This window comes from Massilia sp. BHUDP2 (assembly GCF_046236355.1).
Classification (GTDB): domain Bacteria; phylum Pseudomonadota; class Gammaproteobacteria; order Burkholderiales; family Burkholderiaceae_D; genus Telluria; species Telluria varians.
The window spans coordinates 955,009-980,432 of record NZ_JBJUVW010000002.1 but is presented as its reverse complement, the minus strand read 5'-3'; the positions used below and the strand labels follow the sequence as shown (position 1 = coordinate 980,432).

Sequence of the window (25,424 nt, the reverse complement as noted above, 5' to 3'; positions counted from 1 at the left end):
TCACTTGGTGGCCAATCCCACCCGGTTGATGCCCATCTTCTTCGCTTCGGAAATCAGCTGGATCACGTCGTCGTACTTGCTCTCGCGGTCGCCTTCGATCAGGACCGGGTAGTCCGGATTTTCTTCGTGCAGGGCGCGCAGGCGGGCGAGCAGGGCGGTGCGGTCGGCCACGTCTTCCATGGCGAGCTTCTGCTTGCCGCCGACGCCGATCGACAGCTTGTTGTCGGTCTGGACCGCGACGCGGATATAGGTGTCCGGCGGCAGCGCCGACTTCTCGGCGGCTGGCAGGTTCACCACGCTCGGCGCCTCGTTGGCCGGCACCGCCATGAAGATGATGAGCAGCACCAGCATCACGTCGATGTAGGGCACGACGTTGATCTCGGATTTGAAAGCGCGTTTGCGTCCGCTGCGCAGGCTGCTGTTAAAGGCCATCCCGGTCCTCCGTCGATCAGCGCGCCTGGCGCTGCAGGATGTTCGAGAATTCTTCGACGAAGCTCTCGAAGCGGATCGCCAGGCGATCGATGTCGTGGGTGAAGCGGTTGTACGCCACCACCGCCGGAATCGCGGCGAACAGGCCGATCGCGGTGGCGATCAGCGCTTCGGCGATGCCGGGGGCGACCACGGCCAGGGTGGCCTGCTGCACGTTGGCCAGGCCGCGGAAGGCGTTCATGATGCCCCACACGGTGCCGAGCAGGCCGATGTAGGGGGAGACCGAGCCGACCGAGGCCAGGAAGTTCAGGTGGATGTCGAGGGCGTCGAGTTCGCGCTGGAAGGCGGCGCGCATGGCGCGGCGCGAGCCGTCCAGTACCGGACCCATGTCGTTCATGTCGCGCGCGGCCTGCTTGCCCTTGATGAATTCGCCCATGCCCGACTCGAAGATGCGGGCCAGCGGACCGCTCTGGTCGCGCTGGGCGCTGGCGCTCTGGTGCAGGGTGTGCAGGTTGCCGCCGGCCCAGAAGCTGCGCTCGAACTGCTCGGTCTGGCTGCGCGCGGCGCGCAGGGCGAAAGTCTTGCGGAAGATATAAGTCCAGCTGACGATCGAGAGGATCAGCAACAGGGCCATGATCAGCTGCACCAGCACGTGGGCATTGGAGATCAGGGCGGTCAACGAAAGGTCTGGAGTCTCGGTCATCGGGTGGAAGTCTGTTGTCTAATATCTTGTCAAATGAACATGCGCCTACGCGGCGCGCATTTTATCAGCAGCCTGCTCGGGAAGCGAACGCGGGCGCATGGTGGCGGTGTCGACGCAGCCGACCTTGACGCTGGCGCTGGTGAGCAGCAGCTCGCCCTTCCAGGCCTGCTGGGCGAACTGGACCGATGCGCGGCCGAGCTTTTCGACCGTGGTGCGAATGGTCAGCACGTCGTCCAGGCGCGCCGGCGCATGGTAGTCTAGGGAAGCGCTTTTGACGACGAAGGCGGCGCCCTCGGCCTCCAGCAATTCCTGCTGGCCGACGCCTGCCGCGCGCAGCCATTCGGTGCGCGCACGTTCAAAGAACTTCAGGTAATTGGCGTAAAACACGATGCCACCGGCGTCGGTATCTTCGTAATAGACCCTGACTGTCCAGTCAAAAGCTGAAGGCATTTCCCCTGCCATTTAAATGAAAATAGGAAACATTTTACGCGATTTTTACCCTCCTTATGTACGTTTGCGAACATATAGGAAGGAAATGGTCGGGCGTGCCTATCGGTAAGGCAATGTCGGCGCGTAATAGTAGACGTGAAACATAGCCGAAAGGCCAATAACTGTAACACTTTCTCACAATTGCCGAGCGCCCGATACATACGAGCAATATCGAGCGTATCGATCGTAGCGTGGGCGGGTCTCCCGCCCACGCGGTGATTGTCGGCGGCGCCGTCGCCAATCGGTGTGGAAGGGTGGTGGTCCGCGTGGGCAAGAAACTTGCCCACCCTACGAAAACGAGACGCTACTTAAGTGCGCTTGATGGCGAAGGGCGAGAAGCCCTGGCAGGTCGGCATCAGTTCGATGCTGTTCACGTTCATGTGCGGCGGCAGGGTCGCGATCCAGTAGGCCGTGGCGGCGATGTCCTCGGCGCTCAGGGGCGTCGTGCCTTCGTACACCTTGGCCGCGGCCGCGTCGTCGCCCTTGAAGCGCACGTTCGAGAACTCGGTGCCGCCGCACAGTCCCGGCGCCAGGTTGGTGGCGCGCACGCCGGTGCCGACCAGGTCGGCCCGCAGGTTCAGGGTGAACTGTTCCACGAAGGCCTTGGTGGCGCCGTACACGTTGCCGCCCGGGTAGGGGTAGTGGCCCGCCACCGAGCCCAGGTTGATGACCAGGCCGCTGCCGCGCGCCACCATGCTGGGGAGCACGGCGCGGGTCATGGTCACCAGGCCCTGGCAGTTGGTGGCGATCATGGTGTCCCAGTCTTCCAGCGGCACCTCGTGCGCCGGCTTGGTGTTCAGCGCCAGGCCCGCATTGTTGATGAGCACGTCGATGTCGCGCCAGCCTTCCGGCAGGCTGCTCAAAGCGGCCTCGATCGAGGCGCGGCTGGTGACGTCCAGCGTGACCGCCAGGGCGCTGTCGCCCAGTTCGCGCGCCAGCTCTTCGACGCGCTCGGTGCGGCGCGCGGCGAGGATGGCGCGGTGGCCGTTCTGGACGAAAATGCGCGCCATCGCGGCGCCGAAGCCGGCCGAAGCGCCGGTGATAAAGACGATCATGGTAGGTCCTGAGGGCAAAGGAGCTGAAAATTGTAGCCGAAATGGCCAGCATCCCGCTGGCCGCCCCGAGCTTGTTAAGACGACAGCAGTTTCCTTGCCCTAAGAGGCCCGGATCACATACAATCAGCTGAATTCACGTCTCACGTAACTGGCGAAACACCGTGCGCCCGCATCCTGAAGCGGCCACGGCAAAGGTGGAGACCCACCGGGGAACCTGAGACGCCAACTCGCCGTTCGCCTGGGCAGCCACAACTGGTACGTGTCGTATCGGGCTGCCTTGCGCCGCTGGTCCCGCTGCCCGCACTGCGCTGCCGTTGTCTGGTATTTCTCTCGATTGGAGTTTTACATGTTTGCAAAAGATCATACGCTTGCCAATGTCGACCCGGAACTGTGGGATGCCATCCAGAAGGAAAACCTTCGCCAGCAAGACCACATCGAACTGATCGCTTCGGAGAACTACACCTCGCCGGCGGTGATGGAAGCGCAGGGCTCGCAGCTGACCAATAAATACGCCGAAGGCTATCCAGGCAAGCGCTACTACGGCGGCTGCGAATACGTCGACGTCGCCGAGCAGCTGGCAATCGACCGCCTGAAGCAGCTGTTCGGCGCCGAAGCCGCTAACGTGCAGCCGAACTCGGGCTCGCAGGCCAACCAGGGCGTGTTCTTCGCCATGCTCAAGCCAGGCGACACCATCATGGGCATGTCGCTGGCCGAAGGCGGCCACCTGACCCACGGCATGGCCCTGAACATGTCGGGCAAATGGTTCAACGTCGTTTCCTACGGCCTGACCGAGCAGGAAGACATCGACTACGAGGCCATGGAACGCCTGGCCCGCGAGCACAAGCCGAAGATGATCATCGCCGGCGCTTCCGCTTTCGCCCTGCGCATCGACTTCGAGCGCTTCGCCCGCATCGCCAAGGAAGTCGGCGCCTACTTCATGGTCGACATGGCCCACTACGCCGGCCTGATCGCCGCGGGCGAGTACCCGAACCCGGTGCCGCACGCCGACTTCGTCACCTCGACCACCCACAAATCGCTGCGCGGCCCGCGCGGCGGCATCATCCTGATGAAGGCCGAGTACGAAAAGCAGATCAACTCGGCGATTTTCCCGGGCATCCAGGGTGGTCCGCTGATGCACGTCATCGCCGGTAAAGCGGTCGCCTTCAAGGAAGCGCTGTCGCCGGAGTTCAAGGAATACCAGAAGCAGGTGGTCAAGAACGCCAGCGCCCTGGCCAATACCCTGACCGAGCGCGGCCTGCGCATCGTCTCGGGCCGCACCGAGTCGCACGTGATGCTGGTCGACCTGCGTTCGAAAGGCCTGACCGGCAAGGAAGCGGAAGCGATCCTGGGCCAGGCACACATGACCTGCAACAAGAACGGCATCCCGAACGACCCGCAGAAGCCTTTCGTCACCTCGGGCATCCGCCTGGGCAGCCCGGCTTTCACCACCCGCGGCTTCAAGGAAGAAGACGCGGTCAAGGTCGGCCACCTGATCGCCGACGTGCTGGACAACCCGCACGACGCGGCTACCATCGAGCGCGTCAAGGCGGAAGTGAAGCAGCTGACCGACAAGTATCCGGTCTACGCGAAGTAAGCAACCCAGGGCCGCTCGCTGCGGCCCTTTTTGAATCCCCGGCGCCCATGAAATGTCCGTTCTGCCAGCATGAAGATACCCAGGTCCTCGACACCCGCGTGTCCGAGGAGGGGGACGCCATCCGCCGGCGCCGGCGCTGCGCGAAGTGCGACAAGCGCTTCACCACCTACGAGCGCATCGAATTGTCGATGCCGATCATCGTCAAGAAGAACGGCAGCCGCACCGAGTTCTCGTCGAACAAGCTGCGCGGCAGCCTGATGCTGGCGCTACGCAAGCGCCCGGTCGCGGCCGAGGCCATCGACACCGCGGTCGCCACCATCGAGGAAAAGCTCCTGACCAGCGGCTTGCGCGAGGTGGACACCGGCTACGTCGGCGAGCTGGTGATGCAGGAACTCAAGCGCCTCGACAAGATCGCCTACATCCGCTTCGCCTCGGTGTACAAGAATTTCGAAGACCTGGCCGAGTTCCAGGAGGCGATCGCCGAAGTCGGCCAGCCCCGCAAATAAGCGCTGTAGCAAACGCCGCCACCTAAGCCCGGCAGTTCCCCAAACCCGATTGCGCCAGCTCACGGCTGGCCCCGCCACGCCTGATAACTTCGCAGCTCGCAAGCGCTGGCTGCTTGCGCAGGCTAACGAGGGGAGGGCGCCGTGCAGGGGAAGGCTCATGGTTTCACGCTGGCCGAGGTGCTGGTCGCATTGTTCGTGCTGGCGGTCGGCATCGTCGGCGCGGGCGCCACCCAGCTCAGCGCCGAACGCACCCGCCAGCAGTCGGCGCTGATGTCAGAGGCGGCCCAGCTGGCAGCCTCGCTGTCGGCGCGCATGCAGGTCAATCCCGCGCTGGCAAGCCTGCCCGACGGCGCCAATCCCTACCTGGCCTTGTCCTACGACGCAGGGAGCGGCCCGCCCGTGGCCGGCGCCAGCTGCTTCGACGCCGCCTGCACGCCGGCCCAGCTGGCCGAGTTCGACCTGCATGAAATCCGCCAGGCGGTGCATGCGCAATTCCCGCGCGGCCGCATCGCGGTGTGCCGCGACAGCTCGCCCTGGGACAGCGCCGATGGACGCCCGCGCTGGAGCTGCGACGGCAATGCGGACGCCCTGCCGGTCGTCAAGCTGGGCTGGCAGGGTAGCGGCGATGCGCCCGGCTACGTGGGGGTGCTCCGATGATGCGCCGCGCACACCGGGAGCGGGGGATGACGATGCCCGAACTGCTGGTCGCCATGGTCGTCGGCCTGGGCGTGCTGCTGGCCGCCGCCAGCCTGTTCATCTGGGCCAACCGCGCCTTCGCCGCGCAGGTGGAGACGGCTGCGATGGACGATGCCGGACGCTACGCGCTGGAGGCGGTCGCGCGCGCCGTGCGCCAGTCGGCGGCGGCCGACTGGGAGGAGCACAGCAGCGGACCGGAGCCGGACGCGCCGGCACGCCTGTCCGGGCTCGATGCCCGCCGGGTCAGCCAGACTGGCTTCGGCATCGACAATGCGCCGGTCGACGCCATCAACGGCAGCGACGTGCTGGCGATCCGCTTCCCCGGCACCGGTGCGCCGCCCAACGGCGACGGCACCAGCCTCGATTGCGCCGGCTTCGCCGTGCACCGCAACGAGGAAGGCTGGAGCATCTTCTACGTCGCCCGCAATGCCCAGGGCGACACCGAGCTGCGCTGCAAGTACCGCGGCGCCAGCGCCTGGTCGGCGGATGCGGTGGTGGGCGCCGTCGACAGCTTCCAGGTGCTGTACGGGCTCGATGGCGACGCCGACGGCACGCCCGAGCGCTACCTGAACGCCAGCGCGCTGGCCGGGCTGGACGCGGGCCTGGTATTGGTGGGCAGCACCCCCGCCGAGCGCGACGCCGACCTGCGCCGGCGCACCCACTGGAAGAAGATCGCCAGCGTGCGCGTGGCCCTGTTGCTGCGCGGGCCGGCCAGCCGGCTCGCCTCGGCACGCGAGCTGGTGTACGACTTGTTCGGGCGCGACTATGGCGCGCTCGCCGGCATGGATGCCGGCACGCGCCTGCACGAGACCGCCCTGTCCGAAGACGACGGGCCGCGCTACCGCAAGGTGTTCGGCACCACGATCGCCTTGCCTGCGCGGGTGCGCTGAGGCCGATGCGCACCTCCGTCCACCCGCCATGCCGCGCCGCCCAGCATGGCGTCGCGCTGCTCACGGCGCTGCTGCTGATGCTCGCCGTGCTGTTGAGCAGCATTGCGGCGGCGCGCACGGCGATCAGCGGCGCGCGCGCCGCCGGCCATGAGCGCGACCGGCTGCTGGCGCTGCAGGCCGCGATGGCCGCGCTGGCGGATGCCGAGCACGACATCGAAGGCGGCGCGGATCCGGGCTCGGCGCGCGCCGCCGCGCTGGCGCAGGCCACCCCGGCCGTGTTCGCCCCCGGCTGCGGCGGCGGCAGGCCCTATGACGGCCTGTGCGAGCACGCGCCGGACGCGCGCGCGGTATTCGCCCTGCTGGCGGACGACGACGGCCCGGCGGTCCCGCTCGGGACCTTCACCGGCGCGCTGCTTCCCGTGGGAGAGGGAGCGCTGCCAAGCCAGGCGCCGCGCTACCTGATCGAACGGATGCCGGCAGCGGGCGGCGCGCTGCTGTACCGGGTGAGTGCGCTCGGCTTCGGCAGCGTGGCGACCACCCAGGTGGCGCTGCAGGCCTATTACCGCAAGCTGCCGGCCGGTCCGGCAGAAGAATCAGACCCGCAAGCGCCGGCGCCCGCGCCGCCCGCCTTGCCGGGCACGGCGGGCGGACCCGGCATCCGGGTTGGCTGGCGCGAGATCGGCAACTGGCACGAGGCCGTGGCGGCGGGAACGGAGGGGTGATGAAGCGCTGTCGTGGGTTCACGCTGGTGGAGCTGCTGGTCGTGCTGGCGATCGTCTCGATCCTCGCCGCGATCGCCTACCCGGGGTATGCGCGCCACGTGGTCAAGGCGCGCCGGGTCGAGGCCCAGCTGGCGCTGGTCGATGCCATGCAGCGCCAGGAACAGTATCGCGCCCTGCACCATACCTATGTGGCGTTCTCGGTCGCCTCCACGGATGCGGACAGCCGCCAGTTCCGCTGGTGGCTGGGTTCGCGTCCGCAGGACAGCGCCTACGAGCTCGACGGGCGCGCCTGCGAAGGGCAGGCGATCAGTCAGTGCATCGCGCTGCGCGCCCGGCCGGGCACCGCGAACGTCGACACCGGCTTCAGCGATCCCGACTGCGGTGAGCTGCGTCTGGACAGCACCGGTGCACAGGGCGCGAGCGGCAGCGGGCCGCGCTGCTGGCCATGAGCGGCCCCGTCCAGAGCCGCGCCGCCGAGGGCGCCACCCTGGCCGAGCTCGCCGTGGTGCTGGCCATCGCCGCCGTGGCCTTCGCGGTCGCCGCGCCGGACTTGCACGCCTTGCTGGCTTCCCAGCAGATCAGGGCGGCGGCCGGCGAACTGCATGACGCCATCCTGCATACGCGGGCGCAGGCGATCGCCCGCAACGAACAGGTCAAGCTGGTGCCGCGCGACCCGGCCGGGGCCGACTGGACGCGCGGCTGGACCGTCTTCATCGACCGCGACGGCGACCGCCAGCCGGGAATCGGCGACGAGATACTGGCGGTCCACGGGCCGCTGCCGCAAGGGCTGAGGATCGACTTTTCCTTCACCCAGTCAGCGCCGCCCCAGTACATCGCCTACAATGGCGCCGGACGCAGCTGCAGCGACAGCAACGGCGGCGCGTCGCGGCTCGGCACGCTGTCCATGTTCCACGGTGGGCACACCCGGCGTATTAAAATCAACATGCTCGGACGCGTACGGCAGTGCAACCCGGCGCGCGACGATGGCTGCGACGGCGCCCAGGCGCCGCCCTAACTCCCGGCTGCGGGCTTGATAGCGGAACGGAATACCTTGGCAAACGATACGGCACAGATTCACAACGATACCGACGGCATGGCGCTGGCCCTGGCCTGGGCGGCGAAAGGCATGTTGATTACGGCGCCGAATCCCCGGGTCGGCTGCGTGATCGTGCGCGACGGCGTCGTGATCGGCGCCGGCCACACCCAGCCCGCCGGGCAGGCGCATGCCGAGATCGAGGCGATGCGCGACGCGCGCCAGCGCGGCCACGACGTGGCCGGCGCCACCGCCTACGTCACGCTGGAGCCCTGCAGCCATTACGGGCGCACGCCGCCGTGCTCGAACGCGCTGGTGCAGGCAGGAATCAAGCGCGTGGTGGCCGCCATGCTCGACCCGAATCCGCTGGTCGCCGGCCGCGGCCTGGCCCAGCTGGAGGCGGCCGGCATCGCCGTCACCTCGGGTATCCTGGCCGAACAGGCCCATGAGCTGAACATCGGCTTCTTCTCGCGCATGCGGCGCGGCCTGCCCTGGGTGCGCCTGAAGGTCGCCGCCAGCCTGGACGGCGCCACCGCGCTGGCCGATGGCGAAAGCCAGTGGATCACCGGCCCGGAAGCCCGCGCCGACGGCCACGCCTGGCGCGCCCGCGCGCAGGCGATCCTGACCGGCATCGGCACGGTCAAGGCCGACGACCCGCAGCTGACCGTGCGCGGCATCGACACCCCCTTGCCGCCGCGCCGCGTGATCGTCGACAGCCGGCTCGAGATCGACCTCGGCGCGCGCATCCTGCAGGGAGAGCCGTGCTGGATCGTCGCAGCCCTCGAGGCACCAGAAAAGGCGGCGCTGCTGCGCGCGGCCGGCCATGAAGTCATCCTGCTGCCGAATGCGACGGGCAAGGTCGACCTGCCGGCCCTGATGCGCGAGCTCGGCCGGCGCGAGATCAACGAAGTGCACGTGGAAGCCGGTTCGAAATTGAATGCGTCGATGGTGCGCGAAGGCTGCGTCGACGAACTGCTGGTTTACCTGGCCCCGAGCCTGATCGGGCCGGGGCAGGGCATGTTCGCGCTGTCGCCGCTGGCGAAGCTTAGCGACCAGCGCCGGCTGCGCTTCCACGACCTGGCGCGGGTCGGCGAGGACATCCGCATCCTGGCCCGCTTCGCCCAACCTGACATCACTACGAAGGAATAAACCGTATGTTTACTGGAATCGTCGCCGCCGTCGGCAACATCACGTCGGTCACCCCGTTGGAGGGCGGCTCGTTCGCGGGCGTGCGCCTGGAAGTCGATGCCGGCCCGCTGGGCCTGGCGGACGTCGCGCTGGGCGACTCGATCGCCATCAATGGCGCCTGCATGACCGTGGTCGCCAAGACCGACCAGGCCTTCACCGTGGACGTCTCGCGCGAAAGCCTGAGCAAGACCGTGGGCCTCGAAGCACCCGGCGAAGTCAACCTGGAAAAGGCGCTGACCCTGGCCGAGCGCCTGGGCGGCCACCTGGTTTCCGGCCACGTGGACGGGCTGGGCACGGTGCACAGCTTCGAGCCCGTGGGCGAGTCGCGCGAACTGGTGATCGACGCCCCGGCCGAGCTGGCCAAATTCCTGGCCTACAAGGGTTCGGTGGTGGTCAACGGCGTCTCGCTGACCGTCAACCGGGTCGAGGATGTCGAAGGCGAGGCGGGCAAGATGTGCCGCTTCTCGATCAACCTGATCCCCCACACGATCGAGGTCACCACCCTCAAGCACCTGAAGGCCGGGTCGAAGGTGAACCTCGAGATCGACCTGATCGCGCGCTACGTGGAGCGCATGCTGTCGGCCAGGGGCTGATTCAGCCGCCCGGCGCCGCGCTGTTGGCGCCGGAGGCCGCCACCGCCGTCGCGGCCTGTTGTTCGGGATTGAGCACCACCTGCACGTAGTTCTGCTGGTTGAAGTAGCGCCGCGCCGCAGCGCGGATCTCCTCGCCTGTAATCGCCTGCACCTGCTTCTCGACCTCCAGGATCGCGCCCGGGTCGGTGCCTTCGCTCAGCGCCGACTGCAGGTGCGACAGCCAGTAGCCGTTCTCGCGCAGCGAGCCGCGGTGGTTCTGGATCCAGTTGCGCTTCACCTTGTCGAGGTCGGCCATGTCCGGCCCCTCGGCCTGCAGGCGCGCGATTTCGGCGAAGGTCGTCGCGATCACCTTGTCCACATTCTCGGGCCCGGTCGGCAGCGTGACGCCGATCGAGTAATTCCCGTACGGGATCTTGCTCAGCACGCCTGAAGCGCCGCCGCCGTAGATCAGCGCCATCTTTTCGCGCAGCACGTCGATGATGCGCAGGTTGAGCACCTCGAGCAGCGCCGCCAGGCGCAGCTGTTCATCTTCGCTGAACTCGGCCTTGCCGGTGAAGGTCAGCGACACCGTGCTCTTCGGCTCGGAGCCGCTGCGCACCTCGCGCTTGACCACGCCCGTCGCCGGACGCAGGCCGACGTCGCGGTAGGCCACCGTGAGCTCGGGTGTCGGCAGGCTGCCGAGATAGGTCGCCAGCAGCGGCTTGAGGGCGGCCACGTCGAAGCTGCCGACCAGGATGAAGGTCAGGTCGCGGGCGCTGGAAAAGCGCTGGCGGAAGATGTCGATGCTGCGATCCAGGTCGATCTGCTCGTATTCCTCGGCCTTCAGGGTGCGCGGCGCGCGCGGGTGCATGTTGTACAGCGCCGCCATCACCGCGTCGCCGAAGCGCGCGCCGGGCTGCGCGGTCTGGTTGCGCGCCTGCTCGACCTGCTTGCCGACGTAGGAGCGGAACAGGTCTTCGTCGCGCCGCACCCCCTGGAACTTCAGCCAGGTCAGCTGCAGCATGGTCTCGATGTCGGTCGCGCCCGAGGCGCCCACCACCACGTCGGTGTAGTTGGCCAGGCCGACGTTCACCTGGGCCGCCTTGCCCGCCAGGATCTTGCGCATGTCGAGCGGGGTGAAGTCCTTCACGCCCATGCTGGCCACGATCGCATTCGCGAAACGCGCATTCAGGATGTCCTGGTCGCCGAACAGGCTCTGGCCGCCGAAGCGGGCGGCGCTCATCAAGACCTGGTCGTTGCGGAAATCGGTCGGCTTGAGGATCACCTTGACCCCGTTCGACAGGCTCAAGCGGGTCAGGCCGAGCGCCTTGTCATGCGACTCGGCCACGATGCTGCCGGGCTTGGGCGGGCGCTCCATCAGGCGCGCCGCCACCGCCTTCTCGTCGTGCGGAAGGAGCTCGGCGCGCTCGGCGCCGGCCACCGCCGCCAGCAGCTGCGCGCCTTTCGGGGTGTCGGGACGGGTCACGCCGGTGTACAGCACCAGCTTGCCCGAGTCGGCCGGAATGGTGCGCCGCGCGTAGGCATTGACCTCGTCGAGGGTGATCCCGGGCAGCAGCTCCTTGACGTAGCGGTATTCGGCGTCGATGCCGGGGATCGCTTCCTGCTGCAGGAAGTTGCGAATGTATTCGGCGGCATAGGTGCCGGAATCGCTCTTGGCGCGCTCGTTCCAGGCCTGCTCGTAGTTGCGCATCAGGCTCTTCTTGACCCGCTCCAGTTCCGCCGCGCCGAAACCGTAGCGGCGTGCGCGCTCGTTTTCCTCGACCAGGGCGGTGAGCGCGGCTTCGGCGCCGCGCGGTCCCAGTGCGGCCGAGGCGTTGTACGAGCGGTAGCGCGGCGTCAGCTTGCCGAGCGAGCTGCTGGCGCCCATGAAGGGCGGCTCCGGCAGCTGCGACAGTTCCTGCAGGCGCTGGTTGAGCATGGCGGAGAACAGCGATTGCACCAGGTCGTCGCGGTAGGCGCGGATGGTGCCGGCTTCGACCACCGGCTGGACCGGGTAGCGGATCAGCACCGCATTGCCGGTGGCCTCATTGTCGGTGACCACCAGGGCCTGGGTGGCCTGGCGCGCCGGGATCTCGGCATAGGCGCGCGGACGCGCCGGCACCGGGTTCTTCAAGTGGGCGAAATGCTTCTTCACCAGCTGTTCGGCCTGCAGCGGATCGATATCGCCGACCGCCACCACCGCCATCAGGTCGGGGCGGTACCAGTCGCGGTAGAAACGGGTCAGGGCGTCCGGCTTGAAGCTGCGCAGCACCTCTTCGGTGCCGATCGGCAGGCGCTCGGCATACTTCGAACCGTTGAAGATCGCCGGCATGATCTGCTTGCTCATCCGGTCCGAGGCGCCTTTGCCGAGGCGCAGCTCTTCCAGCACGATGCCGCGTTCCTTCTCGATCGCATCAAGGTCGAAGCGCAGGCCATGGGCCCAGTCTTCCAGCACCTGGAAGGCTTTCGCCACGTGCTCGGGCTTGTCGGTGGGGATCGGCAGGATGTAGACAGTCTCGTCGAACGAGGTATAGGCGTTCAGGTCGGCCCCGTAGCCGACGCCGATCGACTGCAGGTAGGACACCAGCTCATGCTTGTGGAAGTTGGTCGAGCCGTTGAAGGCCATGTGCTCCACGAAATGGGCCATGCCGCGCTGGTCCTCGTCTTCGAGGATGGAGCCGGCCTTGACCACCAGGCGCAGCTCGAGCTTGCGCTCGGGGCGGGCATTGCGCTGGATGTAATAGCTCAGGCCGTTGGCGAGCTTGCCCACCTTGACCTGCGGGCCGACCGGGATCGGGGCGTCCAGGCGCAGCGGCGCCGCTGCACCGGCACTGGCCTTGGCGGCGGGCTTCGCGGAAGCCGCGGCGGCATGGCCGGCCAGCGCCTGCGCACAGAGCAGCGCGGCCACGCACAGACCGCGCATGAAATTCTTGCTCATCGGGGATCCAGTTCTAGGGATGAGCACGCATTCTACCGCGCACACCCCCGGAAACTGTTGCACAGTCGTATATGCATATCAAACCGGGCATCTCACACCGCCACGCGCCCCTTGGCCAGCAGCGCGGCCATCTCGTGCGCCGGCACCGGGCGGCTGTACAGGTAGCCCTGCATCACGTCGCAGCCGATCAGGCCCAGGAAGTCGCGCTGCCCGATCGTCTCCACGCCCTCGGCCACGACCGACAGCGACAGGCCCTGGGCCAGCGCGATGGTGGCCTGGGCGATGGCCGCGCTGCGCTGCTCGCTGGTGATGTTGCGCACAAACGTCTGGTCGATCTTCAGCTTGTCGAGCGGGAAGCGCGACAGGTAGCCGAGCGAGGAGTAGCCGGTGCCGAAATCGTCCAGCGACAGCGACACGCCCAGGGCGCGCAGCTCGGCCATCTCGGTCTCGGCCACGCTGCTGTCCCCGAGCATCACGCTTTCGGTCAGCTCTACCTCCAGGTAGCGCGGCGCCAGGCCGCTCTCTGCCAGGGCCTTGCGCACGACCGTGCTCACCGAGCCGGACTTGAACTGGTTGGCCGAGACGTTGACGGCCACCCGCACCGGCGGCAGGCCGGCGTTTTGCCAGGCCTTGTTCTGGAGGCAGGCCTGGCGGATCACCCATTCGCCGATCGGGTGGATCAGGCCCGTGTCCTCGGCCAGCGGGATGAAGTCGGCCGGGGAGACCGTGCCGATCTCCTCGCTGCGCCAGCGCAGCAGGGCTTCCATGCCGACCACGCTGCCGTCGATGCGCGAGACCTGGGGCTGGTAGTGCAGGGCCAGTTCGTCGCGCTCGATCGCGCGCCGCAGGCGCGTCTCCAGCGCCAGCCAGCGCAGCGCCTGGGCGTTCATTTCGCCCTTGAAGAAACGGAAGCCGTTGCGTCCCGCGCCCTTCATCTCGGTGAGCGCGGCGTCGGCGGCCTTGAGCAGGTCGCCCGGCGCGTTGCCGTCGCGCGGGAAGATGCTGATGCCGACGCTGCCGGTGACCACCACGTCGTGCTCGCCCACCGCGTGCGGCTGGGCGATGGCCTCGATCAGGCGGCGCGCGGCCAGGATGATGTCGTCGTTGTCCTTGCAGTTGGTGAGCAGCAGGACGAATTCGTCGCCGGACAGGCGCGCCAGGGTGTCGGTCGGGCCGGCGATCTGGCCGACCCGGCGCGCCACCTCGCGCAGCACGGCGTCGCCCGCCGCATGGCCCAGGCTGTCGTTGATGCGCGAGAGGCGGTCGACGTTAAATAGCAGCACTGCGAGCTGGCCGTCGCCCAGGCGCGCGGCGGCCATTGCCTGCTGCAGGCGGTCATTGAACAGCGAGCGGTTCGGCAGCAGCGTGAGGGCGTCGTGGTTGGACAGGAAGTCGAGCTGGTGGTGCGCCGCCTTCAGCGCCGACAGGTCGGTGGAGACCGAGACGTAGGCGGTCAGCTTGCCGGATTCATCGCGCACGGCGCTGATGCTGAGGCGTTCCGGGTAGATCTCGCCGTTCTTGCGGCGGTTCCAGATTTCGCCGCGCCACTGGCCTTCCTGTTCCAGGCAGTGCCACATGTCGCGGTAGAAGGAGGCGTCGTGCCGGCCCGAGCGCAGGATGCGCGGGTTCCGGTCCAGTATCTCGGATTCGCGGTAACCGGTGATCTGCTCGAAAGCCGGGTTGATGGCGACGATGCGTGCCTCGGCATCGGTCATCAGGATTCCTTCCTGGGTGCTGTCGAAGACCTGGCGCGCCAGCTCGAGCCGGTGCTCGCTCTCGCGCAGGGCCTTGTCGGCGTCGGCGCGCGCCAGGGCTTCCAGCTGCAGCTGGGTGGCGTGGCGCTGCACCACGTCGTACAGGTTCAGGTTTTCATAGGCCACCGCGAGCTGGGCGGCCAGCGCGGTCGCCCAGCGCTCCTCCTCGTCGGTGAAGCTTGGGGCGCCCGGGCGGCGTGCGCAGTACAGCCAGCCGTGCGGATGCTGCAGGTCGTGCACCTGCAAGCCGAGGAAGCTGCCCATGGGAGGATGGCAGGACGGCATGCCGCCCAGCAGGGGATCGCCTTGCGCCAGTCGTAGCGGCGCCCTGGCACGCAGCAGCATGCCGGGCAGCCGGCCCTCGTCCAGCGCGTGCGAGGCGAGCAGTTCGGGCGCCAGCGACCAGGTGTCGAGGTGGCGCACGCCGCGTTCGCCCCGGTCGAGCAGGCACAGCGCGGCAAAATCGGCATGCAGCACGCGCCGTGCGGCGTCCAGGAAGGATGCGGCCAGGGTCTCGACGCGGCGTTCGCCGATCAGGGCCAGGCACATGCGCTCCAGCTCGGCCAGGCGCGCGCCCAGGTCGAAGGGCAGGGCGCGCTCGCGCTCCGGCGCCGGTTCCGGCAGCGGCAGCGGCGGGGCGCCTTCGACCACGCCCAGCTCGAGGTTGATGGCGTCGAGGATCTGCTGCGGGTCGGCCGGCTTGGGCAGGACGGTGGCGACGCCGCTGCGCGCCGCCATCGCCTTGGTCTCGCGCTCGGCATACACCGCGGAGAAGAAGATCACGCGGATGCCGCGCAGGTCGGGATCCTGGCGCAATTGCTGGACCAGCTCATAGCCGTCCATGACCGGCATCAGGATGTCGGTAATGATCAGGTCGGGACACTGGGTGCGCGCCAGCGCCAGCGCCTCGGCGCCGTCTTCCGCCTCCAGCAGGCGGTGGCCGGTGAAGCCGAGCAGGGCATTCAGGAAGGCGCGGTTGCTCGGCCGGTCGTCGACGATCAGGATCGTAGCCATTCAGTCCTGCCTTTCTTGCGAAAGCAGGCTGCAACTGAACGAATGCGGAACGACCGCCATGTCTACTCCAGGAGATGGCCGTGTGGCGCCGGGGAAAGGCCTCGGCGGCACATGCGGCCGCAATGTTTTTATCATAATCGAGTCGTGCTTGAACACGCTCTTTGTTGCGTGTCGGAAAATTAGCTTAGCAATTCTCACCGCATGAAAATACACACATTGTTGCATGTTGCTTGATGGCAACGTAAGTTGACGAACTCACAGTGTTGTGTTGAAGAGGATCGCCAGTGCTTCGGTTGAAAGGCGGTAAATCCTTTAAAATAGCGGATTGTGCAAAATCCGTTTCAAGGAATCCGTATGTCTATCTCCAGCACCGAGGAAATCGTTGCCGAATTGCGCGCCGGGCGCATGGTCATTCTTGTCGACGAAGAAGACCGCGAGAACGAGGGCGACCTGGTGCTTGCCGCCGATTTCGTCACTCCGGAAGCGATCAATTTCATGATCCGCCATGCGCGCGGCCTGGTCTGCCTGACCCTGACCGAAGAGCGCTGCGACGAACTGGCGCTGCCGATGATGACGTCGAAGAACGGGACCTCCTTCGGCACCAATTTCACGGTGTCGATCGAAGCGGCCGAGGGCGTGACCACCGGCATTTCCGCGGCCGACCGCGCGCGCACCATCCAGGTGGCCGTGAACAAGGGCACGACGCCGGACGACCTGGTCCAGCCGGGCCACATCTTCCCGCTGCGCGCCCAGAAGGGCGGCGTCCTGATGCGCGCCGGCCATACCGAGGCCGGCTGCGACCTGACCGAGATGGCCGGCCTGACCCCGGCCTCGGTGATCTGCGAGATCATCAAGGAAGACGGCACCATGGCGCGCCTGCCGGACCTGATCGAGTTCGCCCGGGAGCACAAGCTGAAGATCGGCACCATCGCCGACCTGATCCATTACCGTAGCCAGAACGAAAGCCTGGTCGAGCGCGTGGCCGAGCGCCCCTTGAGCACCCCGTACGGCGAGTTCAAGCTGGTCGCCTACCGCGACAAGCCGAGCGGCGCGGCCCACCTGGCGCTGGTGCACGGGATACTAGCGCGCGACAAGGAAGCGCTGGTGCGCGTGCACCAGCCGGTGTCGATCCTCGACGTACTGGGCGACTGCGCCTCGACCCACTCCTGGGACCTGGCCTCGGCCATGAAGGCGATCAAGGGCGGCGATTCGGGCGCCATCGTGCTGCTGAACTGCGGCGAGACCGCGGACCAGCTGTTCGCCCAGTTCGCCCCGCGCGACACCAGCGCCCGCAGCGCCCGCGCGGCCTCGATGGACCTGCGCACCTACGGCATCGGCGCCCAGATCCTGCGCAACCTCGGCGTCGGCAAGATGCAGCTGCTGGCCAACCCGCGCAAGATGCCGTCGATGACCGGCTTCGACCTGGAAGTCACCGGCTACCTGCCGCAGCCCAGCGCGTGATGCGGCGCGTCCGGACATAAAATCACACTACTATATACATACCAATCGAGAAGAAGAGGTCAGCCATGACGGTAGGAACTTTTGAAAGCAATCTGGCGGGTGAAGGCCTGCGCATCGGCATCGTGCAGGCACGATTCAACGCCGACATCGGCCACGGCCTGCTGTCGTCCTGCCTGGCCGAACTGAAGCGCCTGGGCGTGGCCGACGAGGATATCCTCCACATCACGGTGCCGGGTGCGCTGGAAGTGCCGCTGGCGCTGCAGAAGATGGCCGAGACCCAGCAGTTCGACGCGCTGATCGCGCTGGGCGCGGTGATCCGCGGCGAGACCTACCACTTCGAACTGGTATCGAACGAATCGGGCGCGGGCATCACCCGCATCGGCCTGGACTACGGCATGCCGATCGCCAACGCCATCCTCACCACCGAAAACGACGAGCAGGCCGAAGCCCGCATGGCCGAGAAGGGCGCCGATGCGGCGCGCGTCGCGGTCGAGATGTCGAACCTGCTGTTCGCACTCGAAGAGTTGCAGGCCGAGGAAGAGTAAGAATAAGGAAGGAAGTATATGACCGACAAGACCACGCACGCCAACCCGAGCAAGAACCGCACGCCGCGCCACCGCGCGCGCGAGTTCGCGCTGCAGGGCCTGTACCAATGGCTGCTCAACAATGAACCGGCCCGCACGGTCGTCACCAACATCCGCGGCGCCCACGGCTTCGACAAGGCCGACGGCGAATTCTTCAGCGAACTGCTGAACGGCACCATCGCCACCTCGGTCGAGCTGCGCGAAGTCATCGCACCGCTGATCGACCGCGGCGTGGCCGAGCTGTCGCCGATCGAGCACGGCGTGCTGCTGCTGGGCGCCTACGAGCTGAAGAACCATCCGGAAATCCCGTACCGCGTCGTCATCAACGAAGCGGTCGAGCTGACCAAGTCCTTCGGCGGCATCGATGGCCACAAGTACGTCAACGGCGTGCTGGACAAGCTGGCCTCGACCCTGCGTCCTGACGAGGTGGGAGCGGACGCGCGCCGCTGATCGCAGGTCTTCTATATATAGAAAGAGAAAGCCACCGTGGCGATGCCCGGTGGCTTTTTCTATTTGCGCTGTTTCGGGATAAGCACAATCCCATTCAAGCGCGCACGATCCTGGCCGATGTGCGCTACGACGCACAAAAAAGCCACCGCGAGCGGTGGCCGGTGAGGAGTGTCTTGCGCAGGATTACAGGGTCGCCAGCGCTTCCGAACCATGGTTCTCGGCCTTCGCCGGCGCCGCGGCCGGCGTTTCGGTCGGGGTGGCGGCGGGAGCCTGCTTGACCAGCGTGGTAGCCGGCAGCGGACGCGGATTGGTGGTCGGGACCTTGTGGCCCTTGGCAACCTGCTTGAGCTTCTTGTATTCGGCCAGCACCTTGGCGCCATAGCCGGAATCGGTTTCCAGGTCGGCCGCGCCGACGTAGGTCTTCAGGCCGCCTTCGACCGAACCGGTACGCTTGACGTAATCCTTCAGGATCAGGGCGCCCACCTTGATGTTGGCGACCGGATTCAGGGCCGCCTGCTGGCCGCCCACTTGTTCGAACTTGTCGTGATGGACCTTGGCCATGACCTGCATCAGGCCCTTGGCGCCCATCGGGCTCTCGGCGAACGGGTTCAGGCCCGATTCGATCGCCATCACGGCCAGGATCAGGAGCGGATCCAGCTTGACCTCGTGCGCCGTCATGTAGGCGGTCGAGACCAGCATGTTGGCGGCGTCGCTGGCGACGCGGTAGCGCTTGCTCAGCCAGGAGGTGACCCATTGCTGCTGCTTGCTGTTGCCGAGGTGCTGGGCACTGGCATGGGTGGTTTCGACGGCTTCGGCGACGTCGGCGACAACCGGCGCCGGTGCGGCCTTGGCCACGACCACGACTTCAGGTTCCGGATGCAGCATGTCCGAGACGCGCTTGGCGACGTCTTCGTTGGTATAGAGCAGCGCAAGCATTGCGATTGCCGAAAGACCAAAAACGGTCAGGGTGTTGCGTGCGGTATTCAGTACACCGCGTGCCGTTTTGCTCACGGAAGACCACGTGACTGGCTGGCTGGCCATGGTTTGCACGAGCCTTGCGCTCGTGATGAAACGATTGATCATCGAATTCCCCTTGTCGCGGCGAAAAGCAGCCCTGTCACAGCGTCTCTAGGGAGATGTGCGCTGCGTCGGGTTACTGAATGCCGTGCATCAGAAATATCGTAGGTCGCCGCCTTGCGGCCGACTAACGCCGTCATTGCTTTGCTACAGCTGGCTGCTTTGAAACCCGTGCGGGTGGAACCAGTGGCTCAACAACTGTCTCGGGGGATTGGGCAGACGCCCAGTGAAAACACTCCTCAAAATGTCATGTGGGGCCCCGACCCCGTGAATGCATGAGAACAGCTAAAATCATGTCAGAAAGACTGCCTGCCTCATCAAGTAGGACGGATTCTAGTGGCTCACTTATACCAAGTCAACCCTAGCACGAACCGCTCTTATTACTTTTAGTTCTGATTTCCAAGACGAAATTTTGAAAAGTCTTGCTAAATCAGCTACTTGGCATGGTGCCTTGAACCAGCTTCTATTGACGAGATTACGATCAAAACTTGATGAAATATTCAGATTTGCGGGACTTTATGGCGCAGCTCGAACGCATGGGCGAGCTGAAACACGTTGGCGCGCCGGTGTCGCCCCACCTCGAGATGACGGAGATCTGCGACCGTACCCTGCGCGCCGAAGGCCCCGCGCTGCTGTTCCAGAAACCGACTGGACACACTATTCCAGTACTGGGCAACCTGTTCGGCACCCCGCGCCGTGTGGCGCTGGGCATGGGCGCCGAGAGCCTCGCCGAACTGCGCAACATCGGACACGTGCTGTCGCGCCTGAAGGAACCTGAGCCGCCCAAGGGCTTCAAGGACGTCATGGGCCTGGGTTCGCTGGTCAAGGCGGTCTGGGACATGGCGCCGAAGGAGGTGAAGGGTGCCGCGTGCCACGAAGTCGTCTGGGAAGGGCAGGACGTCGACCTGGCCAGGTTGCCGATCCAGCACTGCTGGCCGGGGGATGTCGCACCCCTGATCACCTGGGGACTGGTGATTACCAAGGGGCCGCACAAGAAGCGCCAGAACCTGGGCATCTACCGCCAGCAGGTGCTGGGCCGGAACAAGGTGATCATGCGCTGGCTGGCGCACCGCGGCGGCGCCCTCGACTTCCGCGAACACGCCCTGGCCAACCCGGGCAAGCCGTATCCGGTGGCGGTGGCGCTGGGCGCGGATCCGGCCACCATCCTGGGCGCCGTCACCCCGGTGCCGGACAGCTTGTCCGAATACCAGTTCGCCGGCCTGCTGCGCGGTCAGCGCACCGTGCTGGCCAAAGCCATCGGCAGCGAATTGCGGGTGCCGGCGTCCGCCGAGATCGTGCTGGAAGGGCATATCTACCCGGACGCGAGCCACCCGTCCGGCTTTGAGCATGCGCTTGAAGGTCCGTATGGCGACCACACCGGCTATTACAACGAGCAGGACAGCTTCCCGGTGTTCACCATCGACCGCATCACGATGCGGCGCGATCCCGTTTACCATTCCACCTATACCGGCAAACCGCCCGACGAGCCGGCGGTGTTGGGCGTGGCCCTGAACGAGGTCTTCATCCCGCTGCTGCAGAAGCAGTTCAGCGAGATCACCGACTTCTATCTGCCGCCGGAAGGCTGCAGCTACCGGATGGCGGTGGTGCAGATGAAGAAGCAGTACGCGGGTCACGCCAAGCGCGTGATGTTCGGGGTCTGGAGTTTCCTGCGCCAGTTCATGTATACCAAGTTCATCGTGGTGGTCGACGAGGATGTGAACGTGCGCGACTGGAAGGAAGTCATCTGGGCCATCACCACCCGGGTCGATCCGACCCGCGACACGGTCATGGTCGACAATACCCCGATCGACTACCTCGACTTCGCCTCGCCGATCAGTGGCCTGGGCAGCAAGATGGGCATCGACGCCACCAACAAGTGGCCGGGCGAGACCAATCGCGAGTGGGGCACGCCGATCGCCATGACGCCGGAAGTCAAGGCGCGCGTGGACGATGTCTGGGGGACGCTGGGACTGTAGGGCGGCGGACTCCCGTGCGGCGCGTGGGGCGAGGGGCGGCTAGACTGCCGTTTTGACCACCACGCACATGGAGGCCCGATGAACATCCTGATGGTGCTGACCTCGCACGACCGCCTCGGCGACACCGGCAAGAAAACCGGTTTCTGGCTGGAGGAGTTCGCCGCTCCCTATTATGTATTCAAGGATGCCGGCGCAACCCTGACGCTGGCCTCGCCGCGGGGCGGACAACCGCCGCTCGACCCGAAGAGCGACGAGCCCGATGCCCAGACCGAGGCGACCCGGCGCTTCCGGGCCGATCCCCAGGCCCAGGAGGCGCTGGCGAATACCGTCACCCTGTCGGGCGTACGCGCGCAGGACTTCGACGCCGTGTTCTTTCCCGGCGGCCACGGCCCGCTATGGGACCTGGCCCAGGATGCCGATTCGATCCGCCTGATCGAGGCCATGATCGCCGCCGGCAAGCCGGTGGCCGCAGTGTGCCATGCCCCGGGCGTGCTGGCGCAGGTCAGGGGCGTGGACGGCGACCTCCTGGTCAAGGGCAAGCGCGTGACCGGTTTCACCAATACGGAAGAGGAGGCTGTCGGCCTCACCGAGGTGGTGCCTTTCCTGGTCGAGGACATGCTGGTGAAAAATGGTGGCCAGTACAGCAAGACGGATGACTGGCAGCCCTACGTCGTGACCGACGGCTTGCTCGTCACGGGGCAGAACCCGGCGTCCTCCGAAGCGGGCGCGCATGCCTTGCTGGCCTTGTTGAAGGATCGCGCATAGGCTTCGCAAGATCCGGCCCCAAAAACGGTGGGGTCGGGTATAATGCTTGCTGGCGGGCCCCTGCGCATTGTGGCATGGTTTACCTGGTCAGGTCGGGAACGAAGCAGCCAAAGCCGTTCACCGCAAGTGCCGCAGATCAGGCTCGCCTCTTTCCTTTCTCTTCCTGCCGTATCCATTCACCCTGTACCAAACGCACATGCCAGGCGCACGCGGCTTTGTCATGCCTGGCGGAATCATATTGTTGCCGGGCCGGCCAGGGAATGTTCGCCCCAAGCGCCAACTGCGGTAAAATCCCGGCATGTCCTATCAAGTCCTCGCCCGCAAATACCGTCCCAAGAACTTCGAAACGCTGGTCGGCCAGGAACACGTCGTCCGTGCCCTGACCCATGCGCTCAGGACCGGCCGCCTGCACCACGCCTACCTGTTCACGGGGACGCGCGGGGTCGGCAAGACGACGCTGTCGCGCATCCTGGCCAAGTCGCTCAACTGTGTCGGCCCGGACGGGCAGGGCGGGATCACGGCCGAGCCCTGCGGCGTGTGCGAAGCCTGCCGTGCGATCGATGCCGGGCGTTTCGTCGACTACATCGAGATGGATGCGGCGTCCAACCGCGGCGTGGACGAGATGGCCCAGCTGCTGGAGCAGGCGGTGTATGCGCCGAGCAACGCGCGCTTCAAGGTCTACATGATCGACGAGGTGCACATGCTCACCAACCACGCGTTCAACGCGATGCTGAAAACGCTCGAGGAACCGCCGCCGCACGTGAAATTCATCCTCGCGACCACCGACCCGCAGAAGATCCCGGTCACGGTGCTGTCGCGCTGCCTGCAGTTCAACCTCAAGCAGATGCCGCCCGGCCACATCGTCGGCCACCTGGAAAACATCCTCGGCCAGGAAGGCGTGGCCTTCGAGCAGCCGGCCCTGCGCCTGCTGGCGCAAGGCGCCCACGGCTCGATGCGCGACGCGCTGTCGCTGACCGACCAGGCGATCGCCTATGCCGCCGGCCAGGTTACCTTGGATGCGGTGCAGGGCATGCTGGGCGCGCTCGACCAGTCCTACCTGGTGCGCCTGCTGGACGCGCTGCTGGCGCAGGACGGTGCCGACCTGATGGCGGTGGCCGACGAGATGGCCAGCCGTAGCCTGTCGTATAACGGTGCGCTGCAGGACCTCGGCACCTTGCTGCACCGGATCGCGCTGGCGCAATCGGTGCCCTCGGCGGTGCCGCAGGACCTGCCGGAACTGAACGACATCCTGCGCCTGGCCCAGGCGTTCGACGCGCAGGAAGTGCAGCTGTATTACCAGATCGCCGTGCACGGCCGCAACGAGATCGGCCTGGCGCCGGACGAATACGCGGGCTTCACCATGACCCTGCTGCGCATGCTGGCCTTCCGTCCGGGGCAGGGCGGCGCCGAATTGCCACCAAGCGCACCCGCCGCCTCGGCGCCCGGTCACGCGCCGGCCGCGCGCGCCGCCGCGGTGGCCGCCGCCAGCCATGCGGCGGTGGCGCCAGCGCGTCCGGCCGCACCGCCCCCGGCGGCACACGCCGCGCCTGCGGCGGCCGCCCCGGCAGTGCCGGGGCCTGGCAGCCCAGCGCCGGCCATGACTTCCGCGCGCGCCGCGATCAATGCGGCACTGGAAGCGGCACGCGCCGCCTCCGGCCGCAACGGCGGCAGCGGCGCCAGGCCGCGTCCCGAGGCCGCACCGGCGCCGGCCCCCGCGCCGCAGGCGCCGGCTCCCGCCGCGCCGCCACCGGCGCCCGGGCCGTCGGCCGCCATGGGGGGCGCTCCGGCAGGCCGTCCGGGTCCGGCATCGGCGCCGCCGTGGGAACAGCCGCAGACCGCCCAGCCGCAGCAGCCGCCGCAAGCCGTCCAGCAGATGCAGCAGCCCCAGGCGCGCATGCAGGCCGCGGCAAGCGATGACGAGCCGCCTTCCTGGGTCACCGAATTTTCCGACGACACCGCGGTCGCCGCCGAAGCGCCGGCCGCCGTGACGGCGCCGGCCCTGGCGCGCGCGCCGGCCGCGCCGCCGCATCCCTACGTCATTACGCCAGTCCCGGCCATCGGCTGGGACGGCAACTGGCCGGCGCTGGCCGCCAGCCTGCCGCTGCGCGGCGTGTCCCAGCAACTGGCCCTGCAGACCGAACTGATCGAATGCGTGGCGCACGAACAGGCCGCGACCTTCCGCCTGCGCGTGCCGGTCGACACCCTGCGCGCCAGCGGCAACAGCGAGAAGCTGACGGCCGCGCTGCAGGAGCACTTCCCCTCGGTGCGCATCAGCCTCGATACCGAGATCGGCCCGACCTGGTACACCGCCGCGGCCGAAGCCAAGGCGGCGCGCGAGGAGCGCCAGCGCCAGGCCGAAGCCCTGGTCGCCGCCGATCCCTTCGTGCAGGCGATGGAGCGGACCTTCGGCGCCTTCGTCGTGCCCGGCTCGGTGAAGCCGGCCGCGGCCTGACCTATTGAATCAACCACTTGGCACTTTTTGGAGATACCGACCATGATGAAAAACCAGCTCGCAGGCCTGATGAAACAGGCGCAAGCCATGCAGGACAACATGAAGAAGGCGCAGGAGCAGCTGGCTCAGATCGAAGTCGAGGGCCAGTCGGGCGCCGGCCTGGTCAAGGTCGTCATGACCTGCAAGAACGACGTCAAGCGCGTCACCATCGATCCGTCGCTGCTGGGTGACGACCGCGACATGCTGGAAGACCTGGTCGCGGCCGCGTTCAACGACGCCGTGCGCAAGGCCGAAGCCACCTCCGCCGAGAAGATGAGCGGCCTGACCGCCGGCATGCCGCTGCCGCCGGGCTTCAAGATGCCGTTCTAAAGAGAAAGAAAAAACCTCATGTCCAGGTCGCTCGACTTCCTGACCGAGGCGCTGCGGCGCCTGCCCGGCATTGGTCCGAAGTCGGCGCAACGCATGGCCTTCCACCTGCTGCAGCATGACCGCGAAGGCGCGGCCATGCTGTCGCGCGCGCTGTACCAGGCGGTGGACACGGTCCACCACTGCGCCATGTGCAATACCTTCGCCGACACCGAAGTGTGCGATCTGTGCGCCGACGAGGCGCGCGACCGCGCGTTGCTGTGCGTCGTCGAAACCCCTGCCGACCAGATGATGATCGAGCAGACCATGACCTACAAGGGCCTGTACTTCGTGCTGATGGGGCGGCTTTCGCCGCTGGACGGCATCGGGCCGCGCGACCTGCACCTCGACAAGCTGGTCGGACGCGCCGCCGACGGCGTGGTCGACGAAGTGGTGCTCGCAACCAATTTCACCAACGAGGGCGAAGCGACCGCCCATTACATCAGCGAGATGCTGAAGGCGCGCGGGCTGAAGGTCAGCCGGCTGGCGCGCGGCGTGCCCGTCGGTGGCGAGCTCGAGTATGTCGATGCCGGCACGATTGCGCGCGCCATGCTGGATCGCCGCAGCGCATAATCCACTGTAAAGACTAAAGGCGACCGGTAGCGAGTTCCGCGGATGCCTGTGCGTGTGCGCAAGCCTCGTTGGCGGACCGCTGCTACCTTGGTACTTTC

Annotated in this window: 24 protein-coding genes, 1 other RNA gene and 1 riboswitch; of the genes, 18 read left to right on the top strand and 7 right to left on the bottom strand. The window is 66.8% G+C overall.

All coding sequences use genetic code 11. The features are described 5' to 3' along the window. The 4 genes from ACK6C6_RS15050 to ACK6C6_RS15035 form a co-directional block, all read right to left on the bottom strand. Entirely contained in the window at positions 1-432 is a 432-nt protein-coding gene (locus tag ACK6C6_RS15050; RefSeq protein WP_036216450.1) for a biopolymer transporter ExbD, read from the bottom strand. Positions 433-448: 16 nt separating this feature from the next. Then, positions 449-1,132 (bottom strand): protein TolQ, encoded by a 684-nt coding sequence (tolQ, locus tag ACK6C6_RS15045; protein WP_036216452.1) that lies wholly within the window; start codon positions 1,130-1,132, stop codon positions 449-451. Between the two features lie 45 nt (positions 1,133-1,177). After that, positions 1,178-1,582 carry a tol-pal system-associated acyl-CoA thioesterase gene (ybgC, locus tag ACK6C6_RS15040; RefSeq protein ID WP_209588675.1) on the bottom strand — a complete coding sequence of 135 codons (405 nt, stop codon included), beginning with the start codon at positions 1,580-1,582 and terminating at the stop codon, positions 1,178-1,180. Between the two features lie 347 nt (positions 1,583-1,929). After that, positions 1,930-2,676, bottom strand: a complete 747-nt coding sequence (locus ACK6C6_RS15035; RefSeq protein WP_409267956.1) for an SDR family oxidoreductase — start codon at positions 2,674-2,676, stop codon at positions 1,930-1,932. Between the two features lie 134 nt (positions 2,677-2,810). Next, positions 2,811-2,927, top strand: a riboswitch (ZMP/ZTP riboswitch). 95 nt (positions 2,928-3,022) lie between these two features. On the opposite strand from ACK6C6_RS15035, the gene glyA reads away from it, so the two are divergent. The 9 genes from glyA (at position 3,023) to ACK6C6_RS14990 (ending at position 9,898) form a co-directional block, all read left to right on the top strand. Then, complete coding sequence (glyA, locus tag ACK6C6_RS15030) at positions 3,023-4,270, top strand: serine hydroxymethyltransferase (RefSeq protein WP_409267955.1); 1,248 nt, start codon at positions 3,023-3,025, stop codon at positions 4,268-4,270. A 47-nt stretch (positions 4,271-4,317) separates the two neighbouring features. After that, a complete protein-coding gene (nrdR, locus tag ACK6C6_RS15025) occupies positions 4,318-4,776 on the top strand; it encodes a transcriptional regulator NrdR (protein ID WP_027866181.1) in 459 nt (152 codons plus the stop codon). A 141-nt stretch (positions 4,777-4,917) separates the two neighbouring features. Further along, positions 4,918-5,433 carry a type IV pilus modification protein PilV gene (gene pilV / locus ACK6C6_RS15020; RefSeq protein ID WP_409267953.1) on the top strand — a complete coding sequence of 172 codons (516 nt, stop codon included), beginning with the start codon at positions 4,918-4,920 and terminating at the stop codon, positions 5,431-5,433. 26 nt (positions 5,434-5,459) lie between these two features. Beyond that, positions 5,460-6,362: a PilW family protein gene (locus tag ACK6C6_RS15015; RefSeq protein WP_409267952.1), complete on the top strand. Its 903-nt coding sequence runs from the start codon at positions 5,460-5,462 to the stop codon at positions 6,360-6,362. A gap of 5 nt (positions 6,363-6,367) precedes the next feature. Further along, positions 6,368-7,084, top strand: a complete 717-nt coding sequence (locus tag ACK6C6_RS15010) for a pilus assembly protein (protein WP_409267951.1) — start codon at positions 6,368-6,370, stop codon at positions 7,082-7,084. After that, positions 7,084-7,533, top strand: a complete 450-nt coding sequence (locus tag ACK6C6_RS15005) for a type IV pilin protein (RefSeq protein WP_409267950.1) — start codon at positions 7,084-7,086, stop codon at positions 7,531-7,533. The genes ACK6C6_RS15010 and ACK6C6_RS15005 overlap by 1 nt, the downstream gene beginning before the upstream one ends. Further along, on the top strand, positions 7,530-8,099 hold the full coding sequence (locus ACK6C6_RS15000) for a GspH/FimT family protein (protein WP_409267949.1): 570 nt from the start codon (positions 7,530-7,532) through the stop codon (positions 8,097-8,099). The genes ACK6C6_RS15005 and ACK6C6_RS15000 overlap by 4 nt, the downstream gene beginning before the upstream one ends. A gap of 78 nt (positions 8,100-8,177) precedes the next feature. Continuing rightward, positions 8,178-9,266, top strand: coding sequence for a bifunctional diaminohydroxyphosphoribosylaminopyrimidine deaminase/5-amino-6-(5-phosphoribosylamino)uracil reductase RibD (gene ribD / locus ACK6C6_RS14995; protein ID WP_409268293.1), 1,089 nt, complete (start codon positions 8,178-8,180; stop codon positions 9,264-9,266). Positions 9,267-9,271: 5 nt separating this feature from the next. Next, complete coding sequence (locus tag ACK6C6_RS14990) at positions 9,272-9,898, top strand: riboflavin synthase (protein WP_409267948.1); 627 nt, start codon at positions 9,272-9,274, stop codon at positions 9,896-9,898. A gap of 1 nt (position 9,899) precedes the next feature. Here ACK6C6_RS14990 and ACK6C6_RS14985 read toward each other — a convergent pair whose 3' ends face one another. Together ACK6C6_RS14985 and ACK6C6_RS14980 are read right to left on the bottom strand one after the other, a co-directional pair. Next, positions 9,900-12,815, bottom strand: a complete 2,916-nt coding sequence (locus tag ACK6C6_RS14985; RefSeq protein WP_409267947.1) for a M16 family metallopeptidase — start codon at positions 12,813-12,815, stop codon at positions 9,900-9,902. 92 nt (positions 12,816-12,907) lie between these two features. Further along, complete coding sequence (locus ACK6C6_RS14980; RefSeq protein WP_409267946.1) at positions 12,908-15,583, bottom strand: EAL domain-containing protein; 2,676 nt, start codon at positions 15,581-15,583, stop codon at positions 12,908-12,910. A 354-nt stretch (positions 15,584-15,937) separates the two neighbouring features. Between ACK6C6_RS14980 and ribBA the strand changes: the two genes are divergently transcribed. The 3 genes from ribBA (at position 15,938) to nusB (ending at position 18,078) form a co-directional block, all read left to right on the top strand. Continuing rightward, positions 15,938-17,044: a bifunctional 3,4-dihydroxy-2-butanone-4-phosphate synthase/GTP cyclohydrolase II gene (ribBA, locus tag ACK6C6_RS14975; RefSeq protein ID WP_409267945.1), complete on the top strand. Its 1,107-nt coding sequence runs from the start codon at positions 15,938-15,940 to the stop codon at positions 17,042-17,044. Positions 17,045-17,109: 65 nt separating this feature from the next. After that, entirely contained in the window at positions 17,110-17,589 is a 480-nt protein-coding gene (gene ribH / locus ACK6C6_RS14970; protein WP_036245112.1) for a 6,7-dimethyl-8-ribityllumazine synthase, read from the top strand. 18 nt (positions 17,590-17,607) lie between these two features. After that, entirely contained in the window at positions 17,608-18,078 is a 471-nt protein-coding gene (nusB, locus tag ACK6C6_RS14965; protein ID WP_036216485.1) for a transcription antitermination factor NusB, read from the top strand. 183 nt (positions 18,079-18,261) lie between these two features. On the opposite strand, the gene ACK6C6_RS14960 is transcribed toward nusB, so the two are convergent. Next, positions 18,262-19,014: a transglycosylase SLT domain-containing protein gene (locus ACK6C6_RS14960; RefSeq protein ID WP_307188130.1), complete on the bottom strand. Its 753-nt coding sequence runs from the start codon at positions 19,012-19,014 to the stop codon at positions 18,262-18,264. A gap of 632 nt (positions 19,015-19,646) precedes the next feature. Between ACK6C6_RS14960 and ubiD the strand changes: the two genes are divergently transcribed. The 6 genes from ubiD to recR all read left to right on the top strand — a co-directional run bounded on the left by ubiD (position 19,647) and on the right by recR (position 25,326). Continuing rightward, positions 19,647-21,131, top strand: coding sequence for a 4-hydroxy-3-polyprenylbenzoate decarboxylase (gene ubiD / locus ACK6C6_RS14955; RefSeq protein ID WP_409267944.1), 1,485 nt, complete (start codon positions 19,647-19,649; stop codon positions 21,129-21,131). 78 nt (positions 21,132-21,209) lie between these two features. Continuing rightward, positions 21,210-21,896 carry a type 1 glutamine amidotransferase domain-containing protein gene (locus ACK6C6_RS14950; RefSeq protein WP_409267942.1) on the top strand — a complete coding sequence of 229 codons (687 nt, stop codon included), beginning with the start codon at positions 21,210-21,212 and terminating at the stop codon, positions 21,894-21,896. Positions 21,897-21,947: 51 nt separating this feature from the next. After that, positions 21,948-22,046: signal recognition particle sRNA small type (gene ffs, locus ACK6C6_RS14945), an RNA gene on the top strand. Between the two features lie 148 nt (positions 22,047-22,194). Continuing rightward, positions 22,195-24,348, top strand: a complete 2,154-nt coding sequence (locus ACK6C6_RS14940; protein ID WP_409267941.1) for a DNA polymerase III subunit gamma/tau — start codon at positions 22,195-22,197, stop codon at positions 24,346-24,348. A 42-nt stretch (positions 24,349-24,390) separates the two neighbouring features. Further along, positions 24,391-24,717, top strand: coding sequence for a YbaB/EbfC family nucleoid-associated protein (locus ACK6C6_RS14935; protein WP_027866165.1), 327 nt, complete (start codon positions 24,391-24,393; stop codon positions 24,715-24,717). Positions 24,718-24,735: 18 nt separating this feature from the next. Further along, positions 24,736-25,326 carry a recombination mediator RecR gene (gene recR / locus ACK6C6_RS14930; protein ID WP_285380713.1) on the top strand — a complete coding sequence of 197 codons (591 nt, stop codon included), beginning with the start codon at positions 24,736-24,738 and terminating at the stop codon, positions 25,324-25,326. The last annotated feature ends 98 nt before the right edge of the window (positions 25,327-25,424 follow it).

What these genes read in the sequence shown, in the direction of transcription:
- ACK6C6_RS15050 (WP_036216450.1), bottom strand. Translation starts at nt 432, where the DNA reads ATGGCCTTTAACAGCAGCCTGCGCAGCGGACGCAAACGCGCTTTCAAA.
- tolQ (WP_036216452.1), bottom strand. Translation starts at nt 1,132, where the DNA reads ATGACCGAGACTCCAGACCTTTCGTTGACCGCCCTGATCTCCAATGCC.
- ybgC (WP_209588675.1), bottom strand. Translation starts at nt 1,582, where the DNA reads ATGCCTTCAGCTTTTGACTGGACAGTCAGGGTCTATTACGAAGATACC.
- ACK6C6_RS15035 (WP_409267956.1), bottom strand. Translation starts at nt 2,676, where the DNA reads ATGATCGTCTTTATCACCGGCGCTTCGGCCGGCTTCGGCGCCGCGATG.
- glyA (WP_409267955.1), top strand. Translation starts at nt 3,023, where the DNA reads ATGTTTGCAAAAGATCATACGCTTGCCAATGTCGACCCGGAACTGTGG.
- nrdR (WP_027866181.1), top strand. Translation starts at nt 4,318, where the DNA reads ATGAAATGTCCGTTCTGCCAGCATGAAGATACCCAGGTCCTCGACACC.
- ACK6C6_RS15015 (WP_409267952.1), top strand. Translation starts at nt 5,460, where the DNA reads ATGACGATGCCCGAACTGCTGGTCGCCATGGTCGTCGGCCTGGGCGTG.
- ACK6C6_RS15010 (WP_409267951.1), top strand. Translation starts at nt 6,368, where the DNA reads ATGCGCACCTCCGTCCACCCGCCATGCCGCGCCGCCCAGCATGGCGTC.
- ACK6C6_RS15005 (WP_409267950.1), top strand. Translation starts at nt 7,084, where the DNA reads ATGAAGCGCTGTCGTGGGTTCACGCTGGTGGAGCTGCTGGTCGTGCTG.
- ACK6C6_RS15000 (WP_409267949.1), top strand. Translation starts at nt 7,530, where the DNA reads ATGAGCGGCCCCGTCCAGAGCCGCGCCGCCGAGGGCGCCACCCTGGCC.
- ribD (WP_409268293.1), top strand. Translation starts at nt 8,178, where the DNA reads ATGGCGCTGGCCCTGGCCTGGGCGGCGAAAGGCATGTTGATTACGGCG.
- ACK6C6_RS14990 (WP_409267948.1), top strand. Translation starts at nt 9,272, where the DNA reads ATGTTTACTGGAATCGTCGCCGCCGTCGGCAACATCACGTCGGTCACC.
- ACK6C6_RS14985 (WP_409267947.1), bottom strand. Translation starts at nt 12,815, where the DNA reads ATGAGCAAGAATTTCATGCGCGGTCTGTGCGTGGCCGCGCTGCTCTGT.
- ACK6C6_RS14980 (WP_409267946.1), bottom strand. Translation starts at nt 15,583, where the DNA reads ATGGCTACGATCCTGATCGTCGACGACCGGCCGAGCAACCGCGCCTTC.
- ribBA (WP_409267945.1), top strand. Translation starts at nt 15,938, where the DNA reads ATGTCTATCTCCAGCACCGAGGAAATCGTTGCCGAATTGCGCGCCGGG.
- ribH (WP_036245112.1), top strand. Translation starts at nt 17,110, where the DNA reads ATGACGGTAGGAACTTTTGAAAGCAATCTGGCGGGTGAAGGCCTGCGC.
- nusB (WP_036216485.1), top strand. Translation starts at nt 17,608, where the DNA reads ATGACCGACAAGACCACGCACGCCAACCCGAGCAAGAACCGCACGCCG.
- ACK6C6_RS14960 (WP_307188130.1), bottom strand. Translation starts at nt 19,014, where the DNA reads ATGCTTGCGCTGCTCTATACCAACGAAGACGTCGCCAAGCGCGTCTCG.
- ubiD (WP_409267944.1), top strand. Translation starts at nt 19,647, where the DNA reads ATGAAATATTCAGATTTGCGGGACTTTATGGCGCAGCTCGAACGCATG.
- ACK6C6_RS14950 (WP_409267942.1), top strand. Translation starts at nt 21,210, where the DNA reads ATGAACATCCTGATGGTGCTGACCTCGCACGACCGCCTCGGCGACACC.
- ACK6C6_RS14940 (WP_409267941.1), top strand. Translation starts at nt 22,195, where the DNA reads ATGTCCTATCAAGTCCTCGCCCGCAAATACCGTCCCAAGAACTTCGAA.
- ACK6C6_RS14935 (WP_027866165.1), top strand. Translation starts at nt 24,391, where the DNA reads ATGATGAAAAACCAGCTCGCAGGCCTGATGAAACAGGCGCAAGCCATG.
- recR (WP_285380713.1), top strand. Translation starts at nt 24,736, where the DNA reads ATGTCCAGGTCGCTCGACTTCCTGACCGAGGCGCTGCGGCGCCTGCCC.